Source organism: Rhodococcus ruitaii (assembly GCF_055230935.1).
Genome location: NZ_JBUYWC010000018.1, coordinates 112,893 through 134,144, shown reverse-complemented (window position 1 = coordinate 134,144; position 21,252 = coordinate 112,893). Strand labels below are relative to the sequence as shown.

The window sequence follows — 21,252 nt, the reverse complement described above, 5'->3', positions numbered from 1 at the left end:
GATCAAGACCTGTGAGTCCACCCGGAAGTTGGCCCGCCGCATCGAGGCGGGCACCGCCCGTGTCCTGTCGGCCACCGTGTCCGAGGACTCGGCCGGCCGGTGGCATGTGGCGTTCCAGGTGCTGGTCGAGCGCACGGTCGAGGTGCCGGGGCACGTCGGGGCGGGTGAGCCGGTGGTCGGGGTCGACGTCGGGGTCAAGGCCGACGCGCTGATCGTGGTCGCCACGCCGGACGGACGTGAAGTCGGCCGGGTTCCGGCACCGAAGTCCCTGACCGCCGCGCAGGAGCGGTTGCGGGCCTTGCAACGTCGCCACGCCCGGCAGCGTGGCCCGTACGACCCGTCGGCGAAGACCCGGCGGCAGCCGTCGAAACGGTGGGTGCGGCAGCAACGCCGGATCGGCCGGACCCATGCCCGTGCGGCGGCGGTGCGCCGCGATGTGCTGCACAAGGCGACCACCGAGTTGGCGCAGCGGCATCGGGTGATCACGGTGGAGACATTGAATGCGTTGGGGATGCGGTCGGCGGGCGGTGCGCGGAAGAAGGGCCTGAACCGGGCGTTGGCGGATGCGGCGCTCGCCGAGGTCCGGCGGATGCTCGCGTACAAGACCTGCTGGTACGGGTCGGTGTTGGTGGAGGCCGACCGCTGGTTTCCTTCGAGTAAGACGTGTTCGGGGTGTGGCAGGCGACAACCAAACCTGACGCTCGCGGACCGGATGTTTGTGTGTGGACACTGCGGTGTGACGATCGATCGTGATCGTAATGCCGCGATCAACCTCGCCTGCCTCGGCGACACCTCCCGCACGGGTGGAACGGGGACCGGTACCGGGAGTAGCCCGGCCGCCACCGTGTCGGGTGGAGACGGACGTGGAGCCACGCGCAAGACCCGATCCGCGGCAGCGGGGACGGCAGCAGGCGAGGAAGCGTCAACCCGGCACCGGCAGTTGCTGGGTGAGACCGGGACTGTTTCACCGGAAGGTGAGGCTGCCTGATGATCGAGCACACCGAGTGTGTTCATGTTTGCTCACCAGAAGGCAACGGTTCGAGATGGGTGAACACCGTCACCCCGGGTAATGCGTCCCGAAGGTCGGCCTCGAGACGGTCGAGCAGATCGTGCCCGGCACGCACCGACCAGTCGCCCGGCGCCCGCACCGTCAGATACACGAAACGCTGACGTCCGGACTCCCTTGTGCGTGGCGGCAGGAACTCCACGGGCTCCGACTCCCGATACCGGTCGAGCACCGCGTTCACCACGGCAACATCTTCGGCGGGAAGCGCGGCATCGAGCATGCCCACGATGGACTGTTTCACCAGCCGGTACCCGATGCGCAGGATGTTCAGCGCCACCACGATCGCCACGATCGGATCGAGCACGTCCCACCCGGACACCGCGACCAGTGCGACACCCGCCAGCACCCCGGCGGACGTCCACACGTCAGTGAGCAGGTGTTTTCCGTCGGCTACCAGGGTGATCGACCGGTGTTTCCGGCCCTCGCGGATCAGTACGATCCCGACCGCGAGATTGATCACGGACGACCCTGCCGACAGTGCCAGACCGAGACCGGCCTCCTCGACGGGCCGCGGCGACAGCAGTCGGTCGATCGACGTCCACAGAATTGCGGTCGCGGCTGCGAAGATCATCGTGCCCTCGACAGCAGCCGACAGGTACTCGGCCTTGCCGTGGCCGAAATCGTGGTTGAAGTCGGCCGGTTTCGCGGCGAGACGCAATGCGAGTAGACCCACAATCGCGGCCACCAGATTGACGCCGGACTCCAGGGCATCGGAGAGCAGACCGACCGACCCCGTCAACCATGCAGCGAGCGCTTTCAGGGCCATCGTCGTCAGCGCCGCCGCCACCGACAACCACATGAACCGTATGAGCAGCCGATGCGAGTGCGCCGACGTCACCGCCGCATCAGTTCTCGATGAGGTGGTAGTGCAGTCCGGTGACCTCTGTTGCCCTGACCTCGACGTAGTTGAACTTCGGCGCCTGTACCCATGGGGTCAGCCCCAATGCGTCGATTTTCGCGGCATCGTCGAAGCTTCGCAGCACATGGGCGCTGCCGTGCACGACGACGCTCCACGCGGTGTCCTCGTGGACGTGATCGACCTGGAATGCGACGTTCGGATGGACGGCGAGTTCGGACAGTTTGCTGCCTTCTCCGGTGCGGAAGTACACCTTGCCGTCCGTCACCACATAATTCACGGGATAGATTTCGGGACGATCGTCCACGACTGTGACGAGGCGTCCCATCTTCTCGGACGCGAGCCGCTCCCAGGCTTGTTCCTCCGAGAGACGGACGGGCTGATCGGATTCTGGGAACTCGCTCATCGGTGCTCCTCCTCGAGTTTGTGATGTTTCTTCTCCAGCACATCATGAACGTACGCCCGGCGCAGGAGTACCACCTGCAGTTACGGTGAGACCGACCCGCTCGCGCATGTGGAGGAGTGTCGATGGCAGCCGAGACCGTGTCGAGTTGGCATACCCGCCCCGCAGACGACGTCGCCGAGGCGTTCGACGTCGCCCCGGACCGGGGCCTGACCGCAGACGAGGCGGACCGCCGCCGCGCGAAGCACGGACCCAACGTGCTCGACGAAGCGAAGAGCGTCCCGGCATGGCGGAAGGTGCTGTCGCTGCTCGCCGACAAGATGACGCTCGTTCTCGTCGTCGCGGCCGTCGTCAGCGCGACCGTGTCGCGGGAGTGGGAGACACCCGTCGTCATCTTCGCGGTCATCGTCCTCAACACCGTCCTCAACTACGTGCAGGAAGCCCGCGCCGAAAACAGCCTGCAGGCACTGAAACAGATGTCGGTGTCGACCACGCGGGTTCTGCGTGACGGTCGCGGTGTCGAACTGCCCCGCGCGGATCTCGTTCCCGGCGACATCGTGCAGCTCGAAGCCGGGGACTCGGTGCCCGCCGACGGGCGCCTCGTCACTGCCGTACGACTCCAGGTCGCGGAGGCTGCACTCACCGGTGAATCGCAGCCGGTCGACAAGACCGTCGATCCAGTCGACGATCCGCAGGCTCCCCTCGGTGACCGTCATGACATGCTGTTCATGAACACTGAGGTGACCCGCGGACGAGCCTCGATGATTGTCACCGACACCGGAATGCGCACCGAGATGGGTGCGATCGCCGCGCTCCTCGGTACCGCCGGTGTGGAACAGACCCCGCTGCAGCGCCGCATCGGCCAACTCGCACAGACCCTCACCATCATTGCGATCATCACGGTCGCATTGGTGTTCGTGCTCGGTCTCCTGCGCGGACAGACGTGGTCCGAACTCCTCGTCACCGCCGTGTCGCTCGCGGTCGCGACCATTCCCGAGGGACTCACCGCAGTTGTCGCGTTCACACTGGCGATGGGCGCGTCGCGGCTCGCGGCGCGCGGCGCGATCGTCAAACAACTCGCAGCCGTCGAAACGCTCGGCAGCACCACTCACATCGCGACCGACAAGACCGGAACCCTCACCCTCAACGAGATGACGGTACAGCGGTTGCTGGTGCACGGGCGCAACTTCCGCGTCACCGGTACGGGATACAGAACCGACGGAAAGATCCTCGTCGGCGACGGCAGGCCCGCGCCAGACCTCACCGACGCGCTGCTGGGCATGGCAATGTGCAACGACGCGATCGTGCGCGACGGCACTCTCGTCGGCGACCCCACCGAAGGAGCGCTCGTCGTCCTGGCAGAGAAGGGCGGCATCGACGTCGAAGGCAGCCGTGCGGCGCTGGCACGGATCGAGGAGGTACCGTTCGACTCGGACTACAAGTACATGGCGACATTCCATGCCCTCCCGAGCGGCGGCTACCGGTGCTTCGCGAAGGGTGCGCCCGGTGTGCTGCTGGACCGCGCGACGACCACACTCGGCGATGACGGCCCGATCCCGATCGACGACGCCGCGCGCACGCGGATCCGCCAGGCGGTCGACGATCTCGCGTCCGAAGGCCTGCGTACCCTGATGATCGCCGGTCGCGCGCTGGACGCGGTACCGCGGGGAGATGCGGACGCGCTGCAGGACAAGGTATCCGACCTGACGGTGTACGCGATTGTTGGCATCGTCGACCCGCCACGCCCCGAAGCGAAGGACGCCATCGAGGTGGCGCACGACGCGGGTATCGCGGTGCACATGATCACGGGGGATCACCTGGTCACCGCGTCGGCGATCGCGAACGAGCTGGGTATCCAAGGCAAGGCCGCAGGTGGCGCCGACCTCGATACCCTCAGCGACGACGAATTCCGGGAGCAGGCAGCACAATTCGGCGTCCTTGCCCGTGTCGCGCCCGAACACAAGATTCGCTTCGTCAAGGCGCTGCAGGCCGACGGCCAGATCGTTGCAATGACCGGCGACGGTGTCAACGACGCACCCGCGCTCGAACAGTCCGACATCGGTGTCGCCATGGGCATCACGGGCACCGACGTCTCCAAAGGCGCGGCGAACATGATCCTCACCGACGACAACTTCGCCACGATCGTCACGGCGGTGTCGGAGGGGCGCGGGATCTACGACAACATCGTCAAGTTCGTGAAGTTCCAGCTCACCACCGCGTGGGGGTTCGTGCTGATCTTTCTCACCGCGGGTGTGCTCGGGTTGGCGGGCGGGGCGCCGTTCACCGCCCTGCAGATCCTGTGGGTGAACATCATCATGGACGGGCCGCCCGCGCTCGCACTCGGAGTGGACCCCACCGAGCCGGACGCGATGAAGCGGCCACCGCGACCGGTGAAGGAAGCGCTGCTCACCCGGGAACGCGTGCAGCGGATCCTCGGGCTCGGTGTGCTGATGACGGCAGGAACGATCGCCGTCCTGCACTTCGGCCCGGAATTGTTCCCCGACAGTGCATCCGACCCGTTGTTCGCGACGACTCTTGCATTCACGACGTTCGTCTTCTACCAGGTGTTCAACCTGTTCAACGTGCGATCGAATCTCGGGTCGGTGTTCTCGATGCAGACGTTCACCAACCACACGATCTGGATCGCGATCATCGCGGTCATCGTGTTGCAGATCTGCGTAGTGCAGATGAGCGCGCTGCAGGGATTCTTCGACACCACCGCACTCACGTCGCAGCAGTGGGTCCTCGCCGTCGCGGTCGGATCGACCGTGCTGTGGGTCGACGAAATCGGCAAGTTCGTGGCTCGGCGAGTCGAGGCTCGGAAGTCCGCGCGAGTCGAGGCGCCAGTCCTGACGTGAACGCTCGACTCGAGACGGTGTCGACTCGGGACGGCACCCTCCGATTGCGCATGTCGAAGCGTGCCGGCGCGGATTGGTAGTGCCGGAATCGACGGTGCGCCGCATGGCGCAACTCACGCCGTCTCGGATCGTCGCCGAGGCGCAGACGCAGGACAATGGAGGCTTGGCCGCCTCCGATGATGGACCGGCCCCTGCGACTCGCACAATCGAAGGTTCCTCCTGCATGACCACCACGGCTTCCGACCGTCCATCAGGTGCTGCGTCCACCACCCCGGACGCAGCTCACACAACTGCAGCCCACCCGCGACGAGCCTGGGTGATGTGGGCGCTTGCGCTCGGTTCGTTCGGAATCGGAACCACCGAGTTCGTCGCGATGGGTCTACTGCCCGACATAGCGTCCGGGCTCGGCATCTCCGAACCCACCGCCGGGCACGTGGTGTCGGCGTACGCGGCCGGTGTCGTCGTCGGAGCTCCGCTGATTGCAGTGATCGGCGCGAGAGTGCCGCGCAAGACGCTGTTGATCGCACTCATGATCGCGTTCACCGTCGGTAACGCGGCGACAGTGCTGGCACCGAACTACGAGCTGCTCGTCGCATCCCGGTTCCTCGCGGGACTGCCGCACGGCGCGTATTTCGGTGTCGCGGCGCTGGTCGCGGCGCATCTCGCGGAGAAGGGGCAGCGCGCTCGGGCGGTGTCGCTGGTGATGATGGGTTTGTCGGTGGCCAACGTCGTCGGGGTGCCTGCGGCGTCGTGGCTGGGAATGGCGCTGGGCTGGCGTTCCGCGTTCGTCCTGGTCGCGGTGATCGGTGCGGTGACCGTCGCCGCGATCGCGATGTGGGTGCCGTCACTGTCGATCCCCACCACGAGTGTGCGGATCGAACTCGGAGCCTTGAGGCGCAGGCAGGTGTGGCTGACGCTCGCGGTGGCGGTCATCGGCTTCGGCGGTGTGTTCGCCGTCTACACCTACATCAGCACCACCCTGACCGACGTCGCGGGACTGTCGAAGTCGCTGGTGCCCATCGCGCTGATGCTGTTCGGGATCGGCATGGTCGTCGGAAACTTCGTCGGCGGCCTGCTCGCCGATCGTGCTCTGGTGCCGGGAATCTTCATGACGGTGACGTCGCTCGCCGTACTGCTGGCGGTGTTCGTCGCGGCAGCGCACAACCCCTATACGGCGCTACTGCTGGTGTTCCTGCTCGGTGCGGGTTGTGCCGCGGTGGGTCCAGGTCTGCAGGTCCGGTTGATGGATGTCGCGGAGGATGCGCAGACGCTCGCGGCGTCGCTCCACCATGCGGCGTTCAACCTGGCGAATGCGTTCGGTGCGTGGATCGGCGGTGCCGTCATCGCGGCAGGCTTCGGATACACGGCTCCCGCAGCCGTCGGCGTGGTGCTGGCGCTGGCGGGCGTGGCGATCTTCGCCGTCGCTGTGCGGCGACCGTAAACGTGGGATCGAGTAGGCGCGCACCCTCACCTCAGAGTGATATCGTTGCGTGATATCGGAGGTGATCACGGTGGAACAGATTCTGATTCGCAACCTTCCCGCGGGAACCAAAGCCGCTCTGCGGGCACGTGCCGAGCGGCATCACCGCTCGGTCGAAGCGGAGGTACGCGAAATCCTCGGTGAGGCCCTCGAGCGGGAGCCGGTCACACTTGTCGACTTGTTGAGCACCGATGAGGGTGCCGACGTCGAGTTCGAGCCCGAACGCCTTGGTGTGACCGCTCGAACGGCTGAGTTGTGAAGTACGTCTTGGACACCAACGTCGTGTCCGCGCTGCGAGTTCGGGGACGCAACCCATCGGTCGAGACCTGGGCAGCGTCGGTCCTGATCGCGGACCAGTACGTGACGGCCGTGACCATCGCCGAGATCGAGCGAGGAGTGGTTGCCAAAGAGCGATCCGACCCGGCGCAAGGAAGCATCCTACGCCGGTGGTTCGACGAGCGAGTCCTGCCCGCCTTCGCTGAGCGTGTGCTGCCGTTCGATCTGCCGGCCGCACGGGTCTTGGCTACCTACCGGGTGCCCGAACATGCGCTGTTCGGCGATGCTCTCATTGCCGCCGTCGCGCAGGCCGCCGAGATGACCGTGGCGACACGCAACACCCAGCACTTCGAGCCCCTCGGCGTCCGGTGTGTCAACCCGTGGGAGAAAGCGTCGTGATTGGATGACGCCGTGACCTACCCCAGCGCTGCCGACACGACCGTGCCCACCCCGAACGATCCGTTCTTCACCATCGGGACCCGCCTCGACAACGGATTGGGGCGCACCGGCACCATTCACACCCCGCATGGCGATATTCGCACCCCGGCGTTCGTGGCGGTCGGCACGAAGGCGACGGTCAAGGCGGTGCTGCCCGAGTCGATGTCCGATCTCGGGGCGCAGGCGCTCCTCGCGAATGCCTACCATTTGTATCTGCAGCCGGGTCCGGACATCGTCGACGAGGCCGGTGGGCTCGGCAGATTCATGAACTGGCCCGGTCCGACCTTCACCGACAGCGGCGGATTCCAGGTCATGTCGCTCGGTGTGGGTTTCAAGAAGGTGATCGCCATGGAGGCGGTGGGTGTCCAGAACGACGACGTCATCGCGAAGGGCAAGGAACGGCTCGCGAAGGTCGACGATGACGGCGTGACCTTCAAGTCGCATCTCGACGGGTCGAGGCACCGCTTCACCCCGGAGGTGTCGATGCGCATCCAGCATCAGCTGGGCGCCGACATCATGTTCGCGTTCGACGAGCTGACCACACTGATGAACACCCGCGGGTATCAGGAGGAGTCCCTGCGGCGCACGCAGGCGTGGGCAGTGCGCTGCATCGCCGAGCACGAGAAGCTCACTGCGCAGCGCACCCACCGCCCGTACCAGGCGTTGTTCGGCGTGGTGCAGGGCGCTCAGTACGAGGATCTGCGTCGGCAAGCGTGCCGAGGTCTCGAATCGATCCGCGGGGAGACAGGCCGCGGGTTCGACGGCTACGGCATCGGCGGGGCGCTCGAGAAGCAGAACCTGGGCACGATCGTGCGCTGGTGCAGCGAGGAACTCCCCGAGCACAAGCCGCGACACATGCTCGGGATCAGCGAGCCCGACGACATGTTCGTGGCCGTCGAACACGGCGCCGACACGTTCGACTGCGTCAACCCGTCGCGGGTCGCGCGCAATGCTGCGATCTACACCCCCGACGGACGGTTCAACATCAACACGAGCCGATTCCGTCGCGACTTCACGCCCATCGACGAGAACTGCGATTGCTACACGTGCGCGAACTACACGCGCGCGTATCTCCACCATCTGTTCAAGGCGAAGGAGATGCTGGCGTCCACCTTGTGCACGATCCACAACGAGCGGTACACCGTGCGTCTCGTCGACGACATCCGTCAGTGCATCGACGACGGCCGCTTCGCCGAGCACAAGGCCGAGACGTTGGGCCGGTTCTACGCCTCCAAACGCGCGCCGTAACTCGGCTCGTGCTTCTTCACATACGCGATCACCCGGTAGGTGAGAGGCATGACGACGATCTCGACGAGCGTTTTCCACAGGAAGCCGACCACCACGTAGTTCACGAAATCCGACCACGTGGAGATGCCGATTGCGCCGGCAGCGATCGTGCAGAAGATCAATGTATCGGCGAACTCACCGACGACGGTGGACCCGATCAGACGCGCCCACAGGTGCTTCTCCTTCGTGCGGGTCTTGATCCACACGAGTACGTACGAGTTGAGTAACTGACCGACCAGATAGCCGGCCAGACCAGCGAGAAGAAGGCGCGGTACCACGCCGAGTACAGCTTCGAACGATTCCTGGTGCTCGTAGAACTCGGCTGCAGGCAGCGACCACGTGATCCAGAAGCACAGTGCCGACAGCGCGACCGCTCCGAAACCGAACAGCACCGCGCGACGGGTCGCGGCGAACCCGTACACCTCGCTGAGGACGTCGCCGAGGATGTAGGCGAGCGGGAACAGGAAGAAGCCGCCGTCGGTGATGATCGGAAGTATTTGCAGCGGTCCGACTGCGAATTCGCTATCGCCGAAGAACGCAACACCTTTGGTCGCGGTGATGTTGGAGATGATCAGCACCGTGCTGAACAGCACCAGGATCCCTGGGTAGAAGCTGTGTCCCACCCGGGCGAAGGCGACTTGCTCGGAAGCGGGGTTCGGGACGTCGGTTCTGTTTGTCACCTGGACATCCAAGCACCTGAGCTGGTCGATTGCGAAAGGTACCAAAGCGACAGCGGGCCCGGTCCCTCAGGACCGAGCCCGCTGTGCGGTGGTGGCGCCGTCAGGATTTGACGACCCGGGTGCCTCCCGCGAACTTGTCGTGGAAGCCCTGCTTGGTGCCGTCCTGCTCGATGGTCACGGCGATGCCGATGTATGCGGCCAGCGACGCGAGGCCCGCAAGCCACCCCAGAAACGGGATGCCGGTCAGTGCCTGGAGTGCGACGAAAGCATTGCGCTTGCCGGCTTCTTCGAGGGTGGGGTGACCACCGTTCGGGCCGATCACGGACAAGCCGAGCAGCTTCTTCCCGAAGGTCGCGCCCTGGGTCGATTCGAGGTAGGTCCAGTACCCGAAGGCGACGACGCCCGTGAGGACCGACATGACGAAGGACATGAACCCACCGGCGACGAAGGCGACGATCGCGGTGAGGATGCCCATCGGGATTCCGACGATCAACCCGTCGATGATGCGCGCACCGAGGCGCGGAAGCAGTTCACCCGGTCGCGACTGCCCGAATCCCCCTGGGGTCTGGGAGGGGAAGCCGGGTACACCGCCGAACTGCTGGTCGCCCGGAGCCTGCCCGTACGGGGGGGTGCCGTACTGAGGGGTTCCGTACTGGGGCGCCCCGTACTGGGGTGCGCCCTGCTGCTGTGCACCGAATTGGTTGCCCTGGGGTGCACCGTACTGGGAACCAGCGTCCGGCTGGTAGCCGTCGATCGGCCCGGAGAACTGCTGGGTGTAGTCCGTCGGCTGCTGTCCGAAGCCGGGCTGGGTGCCGCCGTACTGCGGAGTCTGGCCACCCGGGTACGAGCCCGGGTTCTGCGGATTGGGCTGAGGAGGTGGGTATCCACCGGAGGTCATGTGTCTCCCTTTTGTGATCAACATGCGGATGCGTCACCGTACAACGTCGAGGTGACGAACAGTAGCGGCGACGCATCGAAACGTCAGGGTGCGACGGGTCCCCCCGTGGTGACGCGGTAGGCGTACGTCGAGGCGATGATCGCAACCGGGACGGAGACGAGAAGCCCCAGACCGCACAGCAGGGCACCGATGATATTGATGCCGATGAGTGCCAGTGCGAGCAGGAACAACGTGCCGGCATTCGACTTGATCGCGTTGAAACTCGATTTGATGGCGGTGATTGCGTCCTGATTGCGGTCGACCACGAACTGCATCGTCCACCACGTCAAGAACGCGACGGCGAGCCCGGGGATGATGCACAGGAACAAGCCGACGAAAGTGGCGATACCCACGAGCAGGCCCGCAAGGATCACTGCACCGGCTGCTCCGATCTGGAGGAAGGTTCCGAACGCGGGTTTCTGCCCGTCGACCTCGCTCAGGGCGCCACGCACGAATGCCGCCTGGATCAGGTAACCGACCACCGTGGTGACGAGGCTGCCGATGACCGACAAGGCGCTGAATCCGCTCGCGCCGTCATCGAGCGAGACCGAGAAGTCGAATCCTCCGAAAATCCAGTTGAGCAGCCCCTGGATGACGAAGGCCACCAGCATGAAGATGATCCACACGCCGGGGTTCTGGCTGAATTTGCGCCAGCCGTAGGAGATCGCGTCGCCGACACTCAGCGCAGGCCCGCCGGGCGCGAAGCCGCCTCCGAAATCACCGCTCGGCGGCGGTGGAAAATTGCCGGGTGGAGGGGGGTAGCTACCGGGTGGGGGAGGGTAGTTGCCACCGGGAGGAGGTGGGTATCCACCGCCGCCCTGCGGAGGCGGCGGGTAGTTACCCGGAGGGGGATATCCGCCGGGAGGGGGATTGGTGCCACCGGGCGGAAACCCGGGCCAGGACTGATTGGGATCGTCCCCCGGGTTCTGGGGGTCCTTGTTGGGGTCGTAACCGCCGGTCGTCATCGGATCCTCTCGAGGATGGGATGTGCACGTGCTGCCAGTTCTCACGTGAGGTTACGTGCGTTACAACCCCGATGCAGCACTTCCCATCGCGGTGGCTATCCGGGGTCGTATATCCACGGCTCCGATGGCAGCTGTGCCGGATTCCACCGGTCGAGCAGCAGCGACAGCGACACGGGTTCGTCGGGGTCTGCCAGATCCAGGGACACCGCGATCGCCGCGAGCACATCGGAGGGAGCCTCCCCGCGCGCAGACCGGTCCGAGAGCGTCACGGCGCCGTCGCGTTTGGCGAGGCGCCTTCCGTCGGCATTCAATGCGAGCGGGACGTGTGCATAGACCGGGATCGGAAGTCCCAGCAATGCAGCCACATATCCTTGACGAGGTGCCGACGCCAGCAGGTCGTCGCCGCGGACCACTTGATCGACGCCCTGCGCGGCGTCGTCGACGACCACCGCGAGGTTGTAGGCGGGAGTGCCGTCACCGCGTCGCAATACCAGATCGTCGACGATGCCTGTGAAATCGCCGTGCAGCACGTCGTGAACCGTGTAGTACACCTCGCCCGAACGCAGCCGGATCGCCGGTGGGCGACCACTGTCGCGCTTCGTTGCCCGCTCCGCATCGGTGAGGTTCCGGCATGTGCCCGGGTAGGCGCCCGCCGGGGCGTGCGGAGCCGACGTGGCCTGCTGGATCTCACGCCGCGTGCAGTAGCACTCGTAGGTCAGGCCGGCCCGTGCGAGACGCGCGATCGCCGCGTCGTACAGGCGCATGCGGCGGGATTGGTGGACGACCTCGCCATCCCAGTCGAGTCCCAATGCTGCGAGATCGTCGAGCTGAGACCGTTCGGCGCCGGGCCGGACCCGATCGAGGTCCTCGATCCGTAGCAGAAACCGGCGGTTCGTCGAGCGCGCGAACAGCCACGCGAGGACTGCGGTGCGGAGGTTGCCCACATGCAGGTCGCCCGACGGGCTGGGCGCAAACCGGCCCGCACCGTTGTCGGCCGAATGAGACACTCGTGCACTCTATCCAGGTGCTCATCCGCAGTGCCGGTGGTGGGGGCGGTGAGCGTCAGACTGCGGCGTCGAGCACCAGGTGGATCTGAGTGTGCAGCGCATGTGTGAGGTATTCACGCGGATACAGATCCGGGCTCGAGGTCGCGTCCAACGCCAAACCGTTGACAGCGGCGAGGAGAAGCGCCGCACGGGTCTCGGGATCAGGGGTGTCCATGCGGATCAGGACGGTGGCGAGGCCGGTGCGGATCGTGAAGAGGATGGAACTGCGGATCGAACTCAACGACGGCGACATCGCAGCGCGCACCGCGAATGCGGCCATCACGTGTGCTTCGCTGCCGCGCTGGTCGTCGAGGGGCAGGAGCTGACTCAGCGCCGCGAACAGGGTGCGGGCGGGGTCGATGTCGGGGTCGACCGTCGCGAGCCGCGCCAGCACCCGATCGGCGAGGGCTCGGAACGAGTACGCGAGCATCTCGTCCTTGGTCGGAAAGTGATGTTGGACAGCGCCTATCGACACGCCCGCCTGGCTCGCGACTTCTCGCACGCTCGCCGAGTCCAGACCGCTGCGCGCGGCGACCTCGAGCAGTGCCGCAGCGAGCCTGGTGGGGCTGGTGGTTGCGTAGGGGCGGGCGCGCATGGGAGAACCGTAGCGGAGCGTGTGCGTCTCCTGATGTCATGGGTGACGACGTCCGCGCCACCACCGCCGATCAGCGGTGATACGACGTATGAGGACGGGAAGGCTGTGCGATGGGGTGGAGCAGGGACGAGCTCGAGAAAGCGTACGAAGACTATCGGGAGACGGTGGTGCGGGCGACACGTACGCGTGACTGGAACTGTTATGCGGAGATGTTCACGGAAGACGTCACCTACGTCGAGCACGCGTACGGGACGATGAACGGACGTGACGCCGTCCGGAAATGGGTGACGCGGACCATGACGGCTTTCCCCGGTAGCCGGATGACCGCGTTTCCGCCGTCGTGGTACGTGATCGACGAAGACCGCGGCTGGGTGATCTGCGAAGTACAGAACCCGATGGAAGACCCGGGTGACGGCACTGAGCACAATTCCCCGAACATCACGATTCTGCACTACGCCGGTGACGGGCTGTGGTCCTACCAGGAGGACGCCTACAACCCGATGAACTTTCTCGCGACGACCAAGACGTGGTGCGCGCACGCAGAGAAGTGTGGAAACCTGCCCGACGATGCGCGGGCGTGGCTCGACAAGATGGCGAAGATGGGTGCCTGAGCCCGGTCCGACGTTCAGCCGGCCACCCTACTCCAAGAGCTGGGGATCTCGGCTTCGGTCTCGCAGTCGAATACGGTCGGCTGCCCGCGCAGGTCGGCATCGCTGAGCGCCTCGTCGAGGTCCATGTACCAGTCGACGATGTCGAACCACCTACGGGGGCCGACCTCACGGACGAGCACATACTGGCCGGGCCGGAGAAGTTGGCGTTCGGTCGCGATGTTCAGGAATGCCGTCGTGAGGACGTCGACATCGTCGTCGAGTGCGGCGTCGTCGACGAGTTGCCCCGTCGGGACCAGGTAGCCGAACGGGGGACGGAAGTCTACGGCCCACGAAGCGCCGTCACTTCCGATCCAGTCGGGCTGTGAGGGGTGCGTGTTGGTCATCGTCGTCTCCTTCTCCGTCGCCCCCCTGTTTCCTAATTGTCCGCAGGCAGGCTGTGAGGACCCTGTGAGTTCCGGCTATTGGAGCCGCTGAGTGAAGAAGGGGACTTGGGTATGCGCGTGGTGGCCACTACGACCTCGCGGCCGAACACGCCCCGGGCACGCTCTGGCCCGGCCTCTGGCGGGACTAATCGACTCCGAGCATGACCTCGGTGGACTTGACCAGCACTGTCGTTGTGACTCCGGCCGCGAGACCGAGTTCGTCGACGGTCCGACGTCCTCGTCGCCCACACCGAGGACGGGATGCCCCTCGAAGCGCCGCGGCTCATCGTCCCTGGAGACGTCAAGGGCGGCCGCTACGTGAGCGACCTGGTCGAGCTGCGCCTGGTCCACCTCGGGACTGCCACGAACCCGTAGCGGACCCCGATCGACCACGCGGAAATGATGGAGTTGCCGGTCGGATCGGAAGCACCAACCGTTATGTAGCGCATGTAACAAAACTGCGGTGGAGCTGCGATAGCAACCTCGGAACGGTTCCATTTCGCGCAGGAGTACTCCCGGTGTCCCCATCTCGAATAGTCCCGATACGTTCGCGTGCCCGCTGGGTCGCGGGAGTCGCTGCCGCGGTGGTGTTGCTCGCAGGCTGTGCGGAGCCTGCCACCGATGTCGAACCGAGCTCACACACTGGCATGACCTCCGCACTGTCGAGTGTCCCGACGTCCACGACGGCACCGGCCACGACACCTGCCGCTGCGACGCCCTCCGCAGCGGTTTCGCCGATCGCCGAGATTCCCGCCCCCGCCGGGCTTACGGATGAGGCGGACGCCGCGCTCTCGCAACTCGCGACGCTGCCGATCAAAGGTCGTGCACCGAAAACCGGATACGACCGCGACCTGTTCGGCCAGGCGTGGAGTGACGACGTCTCGGTGGCAGGCGGGCGCAACGGATGCGACACCCGCAACGACATCCTCGCCCGGGACCTCGTCGACATCGTCTACAAGCAGGGGACCCGCGACTGCGTCGTCCTGTCCGGCACACTGGACGACACGTACACCGGCACGACCATCGCGTTCACCCGCGGCCAGGACACCTCCACGGCGGTGCAGATCGATCATGTCGTCGCGCTGTCGGACGCATGGCAGAAGGGCGCGCAGCAACTCGATGCGCAGACCCGCGCCGATTTCGCGAACGATCCGAGAAATCTCCAGGCGGTCGACGGACCCATCAATCAGCAGAAGAGTGACGGTGACGCCGCGACGTGGCTGCCACCCAACCGCGCCTACCGCTGTACGTATGTGGCACGACAGGTTCAGGTGAAATCCGCCTACGGGCTGTGGGTCACACAGGCCGAGCACGATGCGATCGTGCGGGTGCTCACCACGTGTGGTGGGTCGGCCGCCGCGGTGGATTCACCCGTGCCCGCCCCGGTGCCATCCTCGACCACCGCCGTCCCGGCGTCGCCGGTATCGGCCGAAACGGCGGCGGCCCCGGACCCTGTTCCGGTCGACGCCGCCGACCAGGGCACGGTGTACTACGAGAACTGTGCTGCGGCCCGTGCCGCCGGAGCTGCACCGTTGTATGTGGGCGAGCCCGGGTACCGGCCGAAGATGGACCGCGACGGCGACGGCGTGGCCTGCGAGTAGGCGTCAGGACGGGTGCGCGCGATGCCGGTTCAGGCGAATCGGTCTGTGAGGTTGCGTCGCATCCGGTGCAGTTCCTTCAGTTCGGCGCGGCATCTCTCGCTGTCGGCATCGAACTTGCGCGCGCGGTCGACAGCGCCGGCGCGGTGCTCGGCGAGTGCGCGCTTCTCGGTGTTCTCGATCGCCGCCGAGATTTCGTCGATCTCCCGATCCAGCATCTCGCGCCAGGTGGCCGCCTGCCGGGAATCGGCCTCTCGATGGATCGTTTCGTTGTTGTCGCTGATCACGATCTCCGACGAACTCCTTCGATCCCGGCAGCTGTGCCGCCCATTCACCGTGACCCGGGGACATTCCCCAGGTAGTTCAAGTGTCCAATGCTGCTGATCTGGCACAAACGATGACACGGATTCTGCACGCATCCTTGTGACGTGACATCAGAACGAGGAAAGCCCGTGATCAGCATGTCAGCTGGTCACGGGCTTTCCCGTTGGCGGAGGATAGGGGATTTGAACCCCTGAGGGCGTTAACCCAACCCGCGTTCCAGGCGAGCGCCATAGGCCACTAGGCGAATCCTCCGTGTGGAAGCATACCGAAACAACCCGCGGACTTCCCAAACGAGCAGGTCGAAACGCGAATCGAGAGGCCTCGGTGGGGGTGGTGCGCACCCGTACAGGGAGTCCTCTAGACTTGCCCATGGATCCCGCGCGGCGCGCATCCTGTGAACTCCCCCAGGGCCGGAAGGCAGCAAGGGTCAACGGGCTCTGCCGGGTGCGCGGGGTCCCCTTGTTTTCCGCCGATGCCCGTGTCGCCGTGCACGGTGAAAGGTCTCTCCGCATGCCCACGCAGACCCAGATCGGGTTGATGAGCCATGAGGAACTCGTTGCAGAGCACGAGCGCCAATCCGCGAATTACGAGCGGTTGAAGACCGAGAAGCTGACGCTGGATCTGACCCGCGGGAAGCCGTCCCTCGAGCAGTTGGACCTCTCTGCGCAGTTGTTGTCGCTTCCGGGCGCGGACGATTACCGGGATGCCTCCGGCACCGATTGCCGTAATTACGGCGGGCTGAAGGGGCTGCCCGAGCTGCGGGCGATCTTCGCCGAACTGCTCTCCATTCCCGCCGACAACCTGCTCGCCGGGAACAACGCGAGCCTCGAGATCATGCACGACCTCATCACGTGGTCGCTGCTGCACGGCACCGTCGATTCGCCGCGTCCGTGGTCGCAGGAACCGGTCGTGAAGTTCTTGTGCCCGGCGCCCGGCTACGATCGTCACTTCGCGATCACCGAGTCGTACGGCATCGAGATGATTCCGGTCCGCCTGAACGACGATGGCCCCGATGTCCACGCGATCGCCGAACTGGTCGCGAACGACCCGCAGATCAAGGGCATGTGGACGGTTCCGACGTACTCGAACCCCACCGGCGCGGTCTACAGCGAGGATGTCGCTCGCGCACTGGTGTCGATGCGGACCGCGGCCCCCGACTTCCGGATCTTCTGGGACAACGCGTACGCGGTGCACCCGGTCCTCGAAGAGGTCGCTCCGGCGATCGACATCCTGGGTCTCGCCGCCGAGGCCGGAAACCCGAACCGGGTGTTCGCCCTCGCCTCGACGTCGAAGATCACCTTCGCGGGATCGGGTGTGAGCTTCTTCGGTAGCTCCACCGCGAACCTCGACTGGTACCAGAAGCTACTCGGAATCAAGACGATCGGGCCCGACAAGGTCAACCAGCTCCGTCACCTGCGCTTCTTCGGCGACGCGGACGGCGTGCGCGCACATATGGCGAAGCATCGCGACATCCTTGCCCCGAAGTTCGCGCTGGTCCGCACGATCCTCGAAGACCGGCTGGGCGCGTCGAAGGTCGCATCGTGGACGGAGCCGAAGGGTGGCTACTTCATCAGCCTCGACGTCGTCGACGGCACCGCCAAGCGGGTCATCGCGCTGGCGAAGGACGCGGGAATCGCCCTCACCGGCGCGGGATCGGCATTCCCGTACAAGAACGACCCCGACGACAAGAACATCCGCCTCGCTCCGAGCTTCCCGTCCCTCGACGAGCTCGCCAAGGCGATGGACGGCGTTGCAACCTGCGTGCTGCTTGCCGCCACCGAGAAGACGCTCGGACACTGACCGCTCGGGGCTCACTGGCCCCGGGTGTCACACGTTCTCCCAAGCTGTGGACAAACCTGTGGAGAACAAGTGGACCGACGGTGGACTACTTCGGACGCATCGCTCTGACCTCCCGAAATCGGCAAATTCGCTTTCCTGTGAATAAGTGCCATACTCCGATGTCAGGGTCGCCGCATTCCCGCGGCGGGTTCGGAAGTGGTGAGTGTGATGGAAGACCGCGCTCTCGTACGATCCGGAGCCGGCGCAGCAGCCGTCGGTTCCGTCACGGGCTGTCACGGTGTTTTGAAAGTGTTTCTCCTGGCTCTCGACATCGAGGCCGCGGCGGTGTCGCCACCGCCCGTCGCGGCGGTGGACGAACTCGAGCCGTTCCTTCCGGCTCGTATCGGGACGTTGCCGCGCACCGAACACGGCGTTCGCCCGGCCAGCTTGCTCGCGTATCGGCACATCACCGACCGTGAGTGCGCACCGTTGTCGTTCGGTTCCTCGACGGGCGCATTGCGCACCGGTGCCACGCATCCGTTCGTGGGCTCGCCTGCGACGTGCCTGTCGCTGTGGGAGATCCCCGGGCACGGCCTCGTCCTCGCCCTTGAATCTCTGAGTGACGACAAGTCTCCGCTGATCGACTGGCGCGCCGACCCGCTACAGGACCGCGACGGCGCCGGCTTCCGTCCAGCGGTCGACGAATTCCTTGCACCGTTCTCGTTGACCAGCGCCGCATGCCTCAACGACCTGTTCCCCGGCCTGAACCGACGGATGCCCGCCCCGACCACCTACAGCCCTCTGAGCGATCTCGTCGTGCACCGCCATCGCGGCGTGGGTGACCAGGAGATCGTCGAGGCCTTGATGGTGGAGGTGGTGTCGAGCGGCGGTGACCGCGTGCGTGAACTCGTCGACGGGCGCCGCACCGACTCACAGGCCAGAGCTACAGCGCAGATGTGGGGCGTGCTGTGGAATTGGGATCGGGTCCCGCTCGTGGAACGACCCGTGCAGCCCGGTGCAGCGGTCGCGGTACGGGAGGACTGCGGTGCGGTGCTGCTGGACCTCGAAGCGACCCCGGTGGGTAGCGACTACGTCGGGCACGGCACAGCCGAGATGATCTTCGAATTGCTTCCGTGGGTAGCGCTGCGCGCGCACTGCTCGACCGACTTCTGGCGCGTCCTCGACCACCTCCGCAACCACGACGATCTCACCGGTGACCGCCTCGTCGAGGCGCTCGACGACATCGCCGCCATGCAGGCCCGGAAGATGGAGAGGGCGCTGCTGCGAAAGGCCTCACTCCACAACGACCGTTTCCACTCGTGGACACAGTCGACACAATTGAGGTCCTTGCTGGTCCGCAGGGCCGCCGACGAGATCGCCGACCTCGATGCCGAGCTCGCAGGCGCCGTCGAGGTGATCGAGCGCGCAGTGTTGCGCAGCGCCGAACTGCGCGGCGCGCGTCATTCCCGGCTCGCGCGGGGATGGTCCGCGGCCGGTGGTGCGATCGCTGTCGTCGCCTTGTTCGCTGCCCTCGCAGCGGTGCCGGGCACCTCGGAGCCGACACTCTTCCCGCACTGGATGTATGCACTGACCGCCTCGATTGCGCTCACAGCGACAGTGATCCTGGGAGTCGTCCTGTGGCGGCGACAGTGACGCTGGGTGCATGATCGACCCATGGCAACGACGCTGAACCTGGTCGGGGATCCGGACACAGACGCATTGCTTTCCGAGAACTCGCTTGCGCTTCTGATCGGAATGCTGCTCGACCAGCAGGTACCGATGGAGACGGCGTTTGCGGGCCCGAAGAAGATCGCCGATCGGCTCGGGGGACTCGATGTGCACCGGATCGCGCACATGGACCCCGACGAGTTCATCGAGGTGTGTTCTCGGCCACCGGCGGTGCACCGGTTCCCGAAATCGATGGGCCAGCGCATTCAGGCACTGTGCGCCTCGATCGTCGAGGAGTACGACGGCGACACCGCCGCGATCTGGACCTCAGGCGACCCCGGCGGCAAGGAAGTACTGAAGCGGCTGAAGGCGCTCCCCGGGTACGGCGACCAGAAGGCTCGGATCTTCCTCGCCCTGCTCGGTAAGCAGCGGGATGTACAGCCTGCGGGCTGGCGTGAGGCCGCGGGGGCGTACGGCGACGAGGGCGCCCGCCGTTCGATCGCCGATGTCGTCGATTCGCAGTCGTTGCACGAGGTGCGCGAGTTCAAGAAGGCGTCCAAAGCGGCGGCCAAGGCCGGAAAGAAGTGAAGCGTGGCCTGACTGCGTCCGCCGCGGCTCTCGCCTGTGCACTGACGATCCCCGGTATTGCCACGGCAGGCGGGGGAGACGACCGCGTCGTCCTTCGTCCGGGCGACGGCATCACGTTTTCGGCGGAGCCGGTACCCGGTTGGTGTTCCATCGCGGCGGTGGGGCGCGACGACGCAGACAGACTGGTCGCCATCACCGCCGGCCACTGCAGGCAGGACGGCTCTTCTCAGGTGTGGAAGGTCGGTGAGCAGCATCGTGGACCGGTCGGCGCGGAGACCGATGTCGCGAGCACCGGCTCGGTGGACCCTATCGGATTCCCCACCGACGAAGTACCCGACTACGCCGTTCTACTGCTCGACGAGACGAAGGTGCGCGGCTCGAACACGTCGGAGCCGAACGACCGTGGACAGCGGGTGGTCCTCGAATCCATCGGGTCGCTCGACCGCGGCGATCGCCCGGTCGGAATGCAGTGCGCTGCCGGACGCACCAACGGGGTGGCCTGTACCTCCGGTGATGTACTCGTCGACTCGAACCTGATGTCGTCCGCACTACTGATGAAACCGGGTGATTCAGGGGGGCCGCTCGTCCGGGCCGACACCGGGGAATGGATCGGGCTCTCGGTCGGGTACCGGCCCACCGGCAGGGGGTTCGCGGCCTACCAGCGAGCGGATCGGATCATTGAGGAGATCGACACGCACCGCGGAATCGGTGCGGGCTTCGCCCTCGTCGATACTCCCTGAGCAGGTTCAGCTCGGATCGATGTGAGTGGTGATCGAGTCGAAGGCCGGCTTCCGAATGGTTGTCAGGGGCCGACCTGCCCGACGTCGTGGAACACGGCCCCGGGCGAATGGTGCCTGCGGTCGGGGTGAAGGCACCGTTCGCCCGGAGTTCTGGGGGGAGGCCGCCGATCCTGCACGAACAAGCCCCTACGCGAACCCGCGCTCGATGAGGTCGATCGCGCTCTCGTGCAGCAGGGGAGGCGTATTCACCGCTTCCTGACGGACGATCCACCCGTCGGGTCCGGTCGCGTCCCACCTACACAGCACCGTCGCCGTGTACCTGTTCTGCGGGAGCCAGAGGGTGATCGACTGGTCACTCGTCCAGTCCGACTCGTGGATGTCCGATGACGCCGGGCCCTGCGCCACCAATTTGCAGTCGGTGATTCCTTGGTCCTGGCCGATGTGGGCAGTGATCGAGTCGAAATCCGAGGTGACGTACACGTCTCTGGGGTCGTTACCGCCCATCGCGGTCGCGATGCCGGTGCCGGCCAGCGCGAGGGGAATGACGGCAGCTGCCGCCGTCGCGTATCCGAGAATCCTTCTGGAGGTCATGATCGGGTCCCTGTCGGTCGGTTCCGGCGTTCGGTGACACCGAG

22 protein-coding genes, 1 tRNA gene and 1 other RNA gene are annotated in these 21,252 nt (G+C 65.7%); 13 read left to right on the top strand and 11 right to left on the bottom strand.

Annotation, left to right across the window (positions count from 1 at the left end; genetic code table 11):
- Window positions 1-988: RNA-guided endonuclease TnpB family protein (locus tag ACZI8W_RS22120; RefSeq protein WP_463370654.1), on the top strand; the 988-nt coding region annotated here is incomplete at its 5' end.
- Window positions 989-1,010: 22 nt separating this feature from the next.
- Here ACZI8W_RS22120 and ACZI8W_RS22115 read toward each other — a convergent pair.
- Complete coding sequence (locus ACZI8W_RS22115) at window positions 1,011-1,865, bottom strand: cation diffusion facilitator family transporter (RefSeq protein ID WP_463370666.1); 855 nt, start codon at window positions 1,863-1,865, stop codon at window positions 1,011-1,013.
- Window positions 1,866-1,911: 46 nt separating this feature from the next.
- Window positions 1,912-2,328 carry a pyridoxamine 5'-phosphate oxidase family protein gene (locus tag ACZI8W_RS22110; RefSeq protein WP_463370653.1) on the bottom strand — a complete coding sequence of 139 codons (417 nt, stop codon included), beginning with the start codon at window positions 2,326-2,328 and terminating at the stop codon, window positions 1,912-1,914.
- Between the two features lie 122 nt (window positions 2,329-2,450).
- Here ACZI8W_RS22110 and ACZI8W_RS22105 point away from each other — a divergent pair, with 122 nt between their 5' ends.
- The 5 genes from ACZI8W_RS22105 to tgt all read left to right on the top strand — a co-directional run bounded on the left by ACZI8W_RS22105 (window position 2,451) and on the right by tgt (window position 8,625).
- On the top strand, window positions 2,451-5,183 hold the full coding sequence (locus tag ACZI8W_RS22105) for a calcium-translocating P-type ATPase, PMCA-type (protein ID WP_463370652.1): 2,733 nt from the start codon (window positions 2,451-2,453) through the stop codon (window positions 5,181-5,183).
- 223 nt (window positions 5,184-5,406) lie between these two features.
- A complete protein-coding gene (locus tag ACZI8W_RS22100; RefSeq protein WP_463370651.1) occupies window positions 5,407-6,624 on the top strand; it encodes an MFS transporter in 1,218 nt (405 codons plus the stop codon).
- A 70-nt stretch (window positions 6,625-6,694) separates the two neighbouring features.
- Window positions 6,695-6,922, top strand: coding sequence for a FitA-like ribbon-helix-helix domain-containing protein (locus ACZI8W_RS22095; RefSeq protein ID WP_463370650.1), 228 nt, complete (start codon window positions 6,695-6,697; stop codon window positions 6,920-6,922).
- Window positions 6,923-6,930: 8 nt separating this feature from the next.
- Complete coding sequence (locus ACZI8W_RS22090) at window positions 6,931-7,338, top strand: PIN domain-containing protein (protein ID WP_463370649.1); 408 nt, start codon at window positions 6,931-6,933, stop codon at window positions 7,336-7,338.
- A 12-nt stretch (window positions 7,339-7,350) separates the two neighbouring features.
- A complete protein-coding gene (gene tgt, locus ACZI8W_RS22085) occupies window positions 7,351-8,625 on the top strand; it encodes a tRNA guanosine(34) transglycosylase Tgt (RefSeq protein WP_463370648.1) in 1,275 nt (424 codons plus the stop codon).
- Here tgt and ACZI8W_RS22080 read toward each other — a convergent pair.
- The 5 genes from ACZI8W_RS22080 to ACZI8W_RS22060 all read right to left on the bottom strand — a co-directional run bounded on the left by ACZI8W_RS22080 (window position 8,601) and on the right by ACZI8W_RS22060 (window position 12,887).
- On the bottom strand, window positions 8,601-9,287 hold the full coding sequence (locus ACZI8W_RS22080; protein WP_463370665.1) for a queuosine precursor transporter: 687 nt from the start codon (window positions 9,285-9,287) through the stop codon (window positions 8,601-8,603). The genes tgt and ACZI8W_RS22080 overlap by 25 nt on opposite strands.
- A gap of 157 nt (window positions 9,288-9,444) precedes the next feature.
- Window positions 9,445-10,242, bottom strand: coding sequence for an RDD family protein (locus ACZI8W_RS22075; protein WP_463370647.1), 798 nt, complete (start codon window positions 10,240-10,242; stop codon window positions 9,445-9,447).
- Window positions 10,243-10,325: 83 nt separating this feature from the next.
- Window positions 10,326-11,246, bottom strand: coding sequence for a DUF2189 domain-containing protein (locus ACZI8W_RS22070; RefSeq protein WP_463370646.1), 921 nt, complete (start codon window positions 11,244-11,246; stop codon window positions 10,326-10,328).
- A gap of 95 nt (window positions 11,247-11,341) precedes the next feature.
- The gene (gluQRS, locus tag ACZI8W_RS22065) at window positions 11,342-12,253 is read right to left on the bottom strand and encodes a tRNA glutamyl-Q(34) synthetase GluQRS (RefSeq protein WP_463370645.1); all 912 of its coding nucleotides are present in this window, start codon (window positions 12,251-12,253) and stop codon (window positions 11,342-11,344) included.
- 55 nt (window positions 12,254-12,308) lie between these two features.
- Entirely contained in the window at window positions 12,309-12,887 is a 579-nt protein-coding gene (locus tag ACZI8W_RS22060; RefSeq protein ID WP_463370644.1) for a TetR/AcrR family transcriptional regulator, read from the bottom strand.
- Window positions 12,888-12,997: 110 nt separating this feature from the next.
- Here ACZI8W_RS22060 and ACZI8W_RS22055 point away from each other — a divergent pair, with 110 nt between their 5' ends.
- Complete coding sequence (locus ACZI8W_RS22055) at window positions 12,998-13,498, top strand: nuclear transport factor 2 family protein (protein WP_463370643.1); 501 nt, start codon at window positions 12,998-13,000, stop codon at window positions 13,496-13,498.
- A gap of 14 nt (window positions 13,499-13,512) precedes the next feature.
- On the opposite strand, the gene ACZI8W_RS22050 is transcribed toward ACZI8W_RS22055, so the two are convergent.
- On the bottom strand, window positions 13,513-13,881 hold the full coding sequence (locus ACZI8W_RS22050) for a hypothetical protein (protein ID WP_463370642.1): 369 nt from the start codon (window positions 13,879-13,881) through the stop codon (window positions 13,513-13,515).
- A gap of 686 nt (window positions 13,882-14,567) precedes the next feature.
- On the opposite strand from ACZI8W_RS22050, the gene ACZI8W_RS22045 reads away from it, so the two are divergent.
- Window positions 14,568-15,521 carry a GmrSD restriction endonuclease domain-containing protein gene (locus ACZI8W_RS22045; protein WP_463370641.1) on the top strand — a complete coding sequence of 318 codons (954 nt, stop codon included), beginning with the start codon at window positions 14,568-14,570 and terminating at the stop codon, window positions 15,519-15,521.
- Between the two features lie 29 nt (window positions 15,522-15,550).
- Here ACZI8W_RS22045 and ACZI8W_RS22040 read toward each other — a convergent pair whose 3' ends face one another.
- Window positions 15,551-15,805, bottom strand: a complete 255-nt coding sequence (locus tag ACZI8W_RS22040) for a hypothetical protein (RefSeq protein WP_463370640.1) — start codon at window positions 15,803-15,805, stop codon at window positions 15,551-15,553.
- 201 nt (window positions 15,806-16,006) lie between these two features.
- Window positions 16,007-16,094: transfer RNA gene (locus tag ACZI8W_RS22035), tRNA-Ser, on the bottom strand.
- 116 nt (window positions 16,095-16,210) lie between these two features.
- Here ACZI8W_RS22035 and ffs point away from each other — a divergent pair.
- The 5 genes from ffs to ACZI8W_RS22010 all read left to right on the top strand — a co-directional run bounded on the left by ffs (window position 16,211) and on the right by ACZI8W_RS22010 (window position 20,617).
- Window positions 16,211-16,305, top strand: an RNA gene (gene ffs / locus ACZI8W_RS22030) — signal recognition particle sRNA small type.
- Between the two features lie 47 nt (window positions 16,306-16,352).
- Window positions 16,353-17,642: an aspartate aminotransferase type Ic gene (locus ACZI8W_RS22025; RefSeq protein ID WP_463370639.1), complete on the top strand. Its 1,290-nt coding sequence runs from the start codon at window positions 16,353-16,355 to the stop codon at window positions 17,640-17,642.
- A 288-nt stretch (window positions 17,643-17,930) separates the two neighbouring features.
- Window positions 17,931-19,274, top strand: a complete 1,344-nt coding sequence (locus ACZI8W_RS22020; protein ID WP_463370638.1) for a hypothetical protein — start codon at window positions 17,931-17,933, stop codon at window positions 19,272-19,274.
- 21 nt (window positions 19,275-19,295) lie between these two features.
- Complete coding sequence (locus tag ACZI8W_RS22015; protein WP_463370637.1) at window positions 19,296-19,877, top strand: HhH-GPD-type base excision DNA repair protein; 582 nt, start codon at window positions 19,296-19,298, stop codon at window positions 19,875-19,877.
- Window positions 19,874-20,617, top strand: coding sequence for a trypsin-like serine protease (locus tag ACZI8W_RS22010; protein ID WP_463370636.1), 744 nt, complete (start codon window positions 19,874-19,876; stop codon window positions 20,615-20,617). Before ACZI8W_RS22015 ends, ACZI8W_RS22010 begins: the two co-directional genes overlap by 4 nt.
- A 186-nt stretch (window positions 20,618-20,803) precedes the next feature.
- Here ACZI8W_RS22010 and ACZI8W_RS22005 read toward each other — a convergent pair whose 3' ends face one another.
- On the bottom strand, window positions 20,804-21,208 hold the full coding sequence (locus ACZI8W_RS22005) for a hypothetical protein (RefSeq protein WP_463370635.1): 405 nt from the start codon (window positions 21,206-21,208) through the stop codon (window positions 20,804-20,806).
- Window positions 21,209-21,252 lie beyond the last annotated feature (44 nt).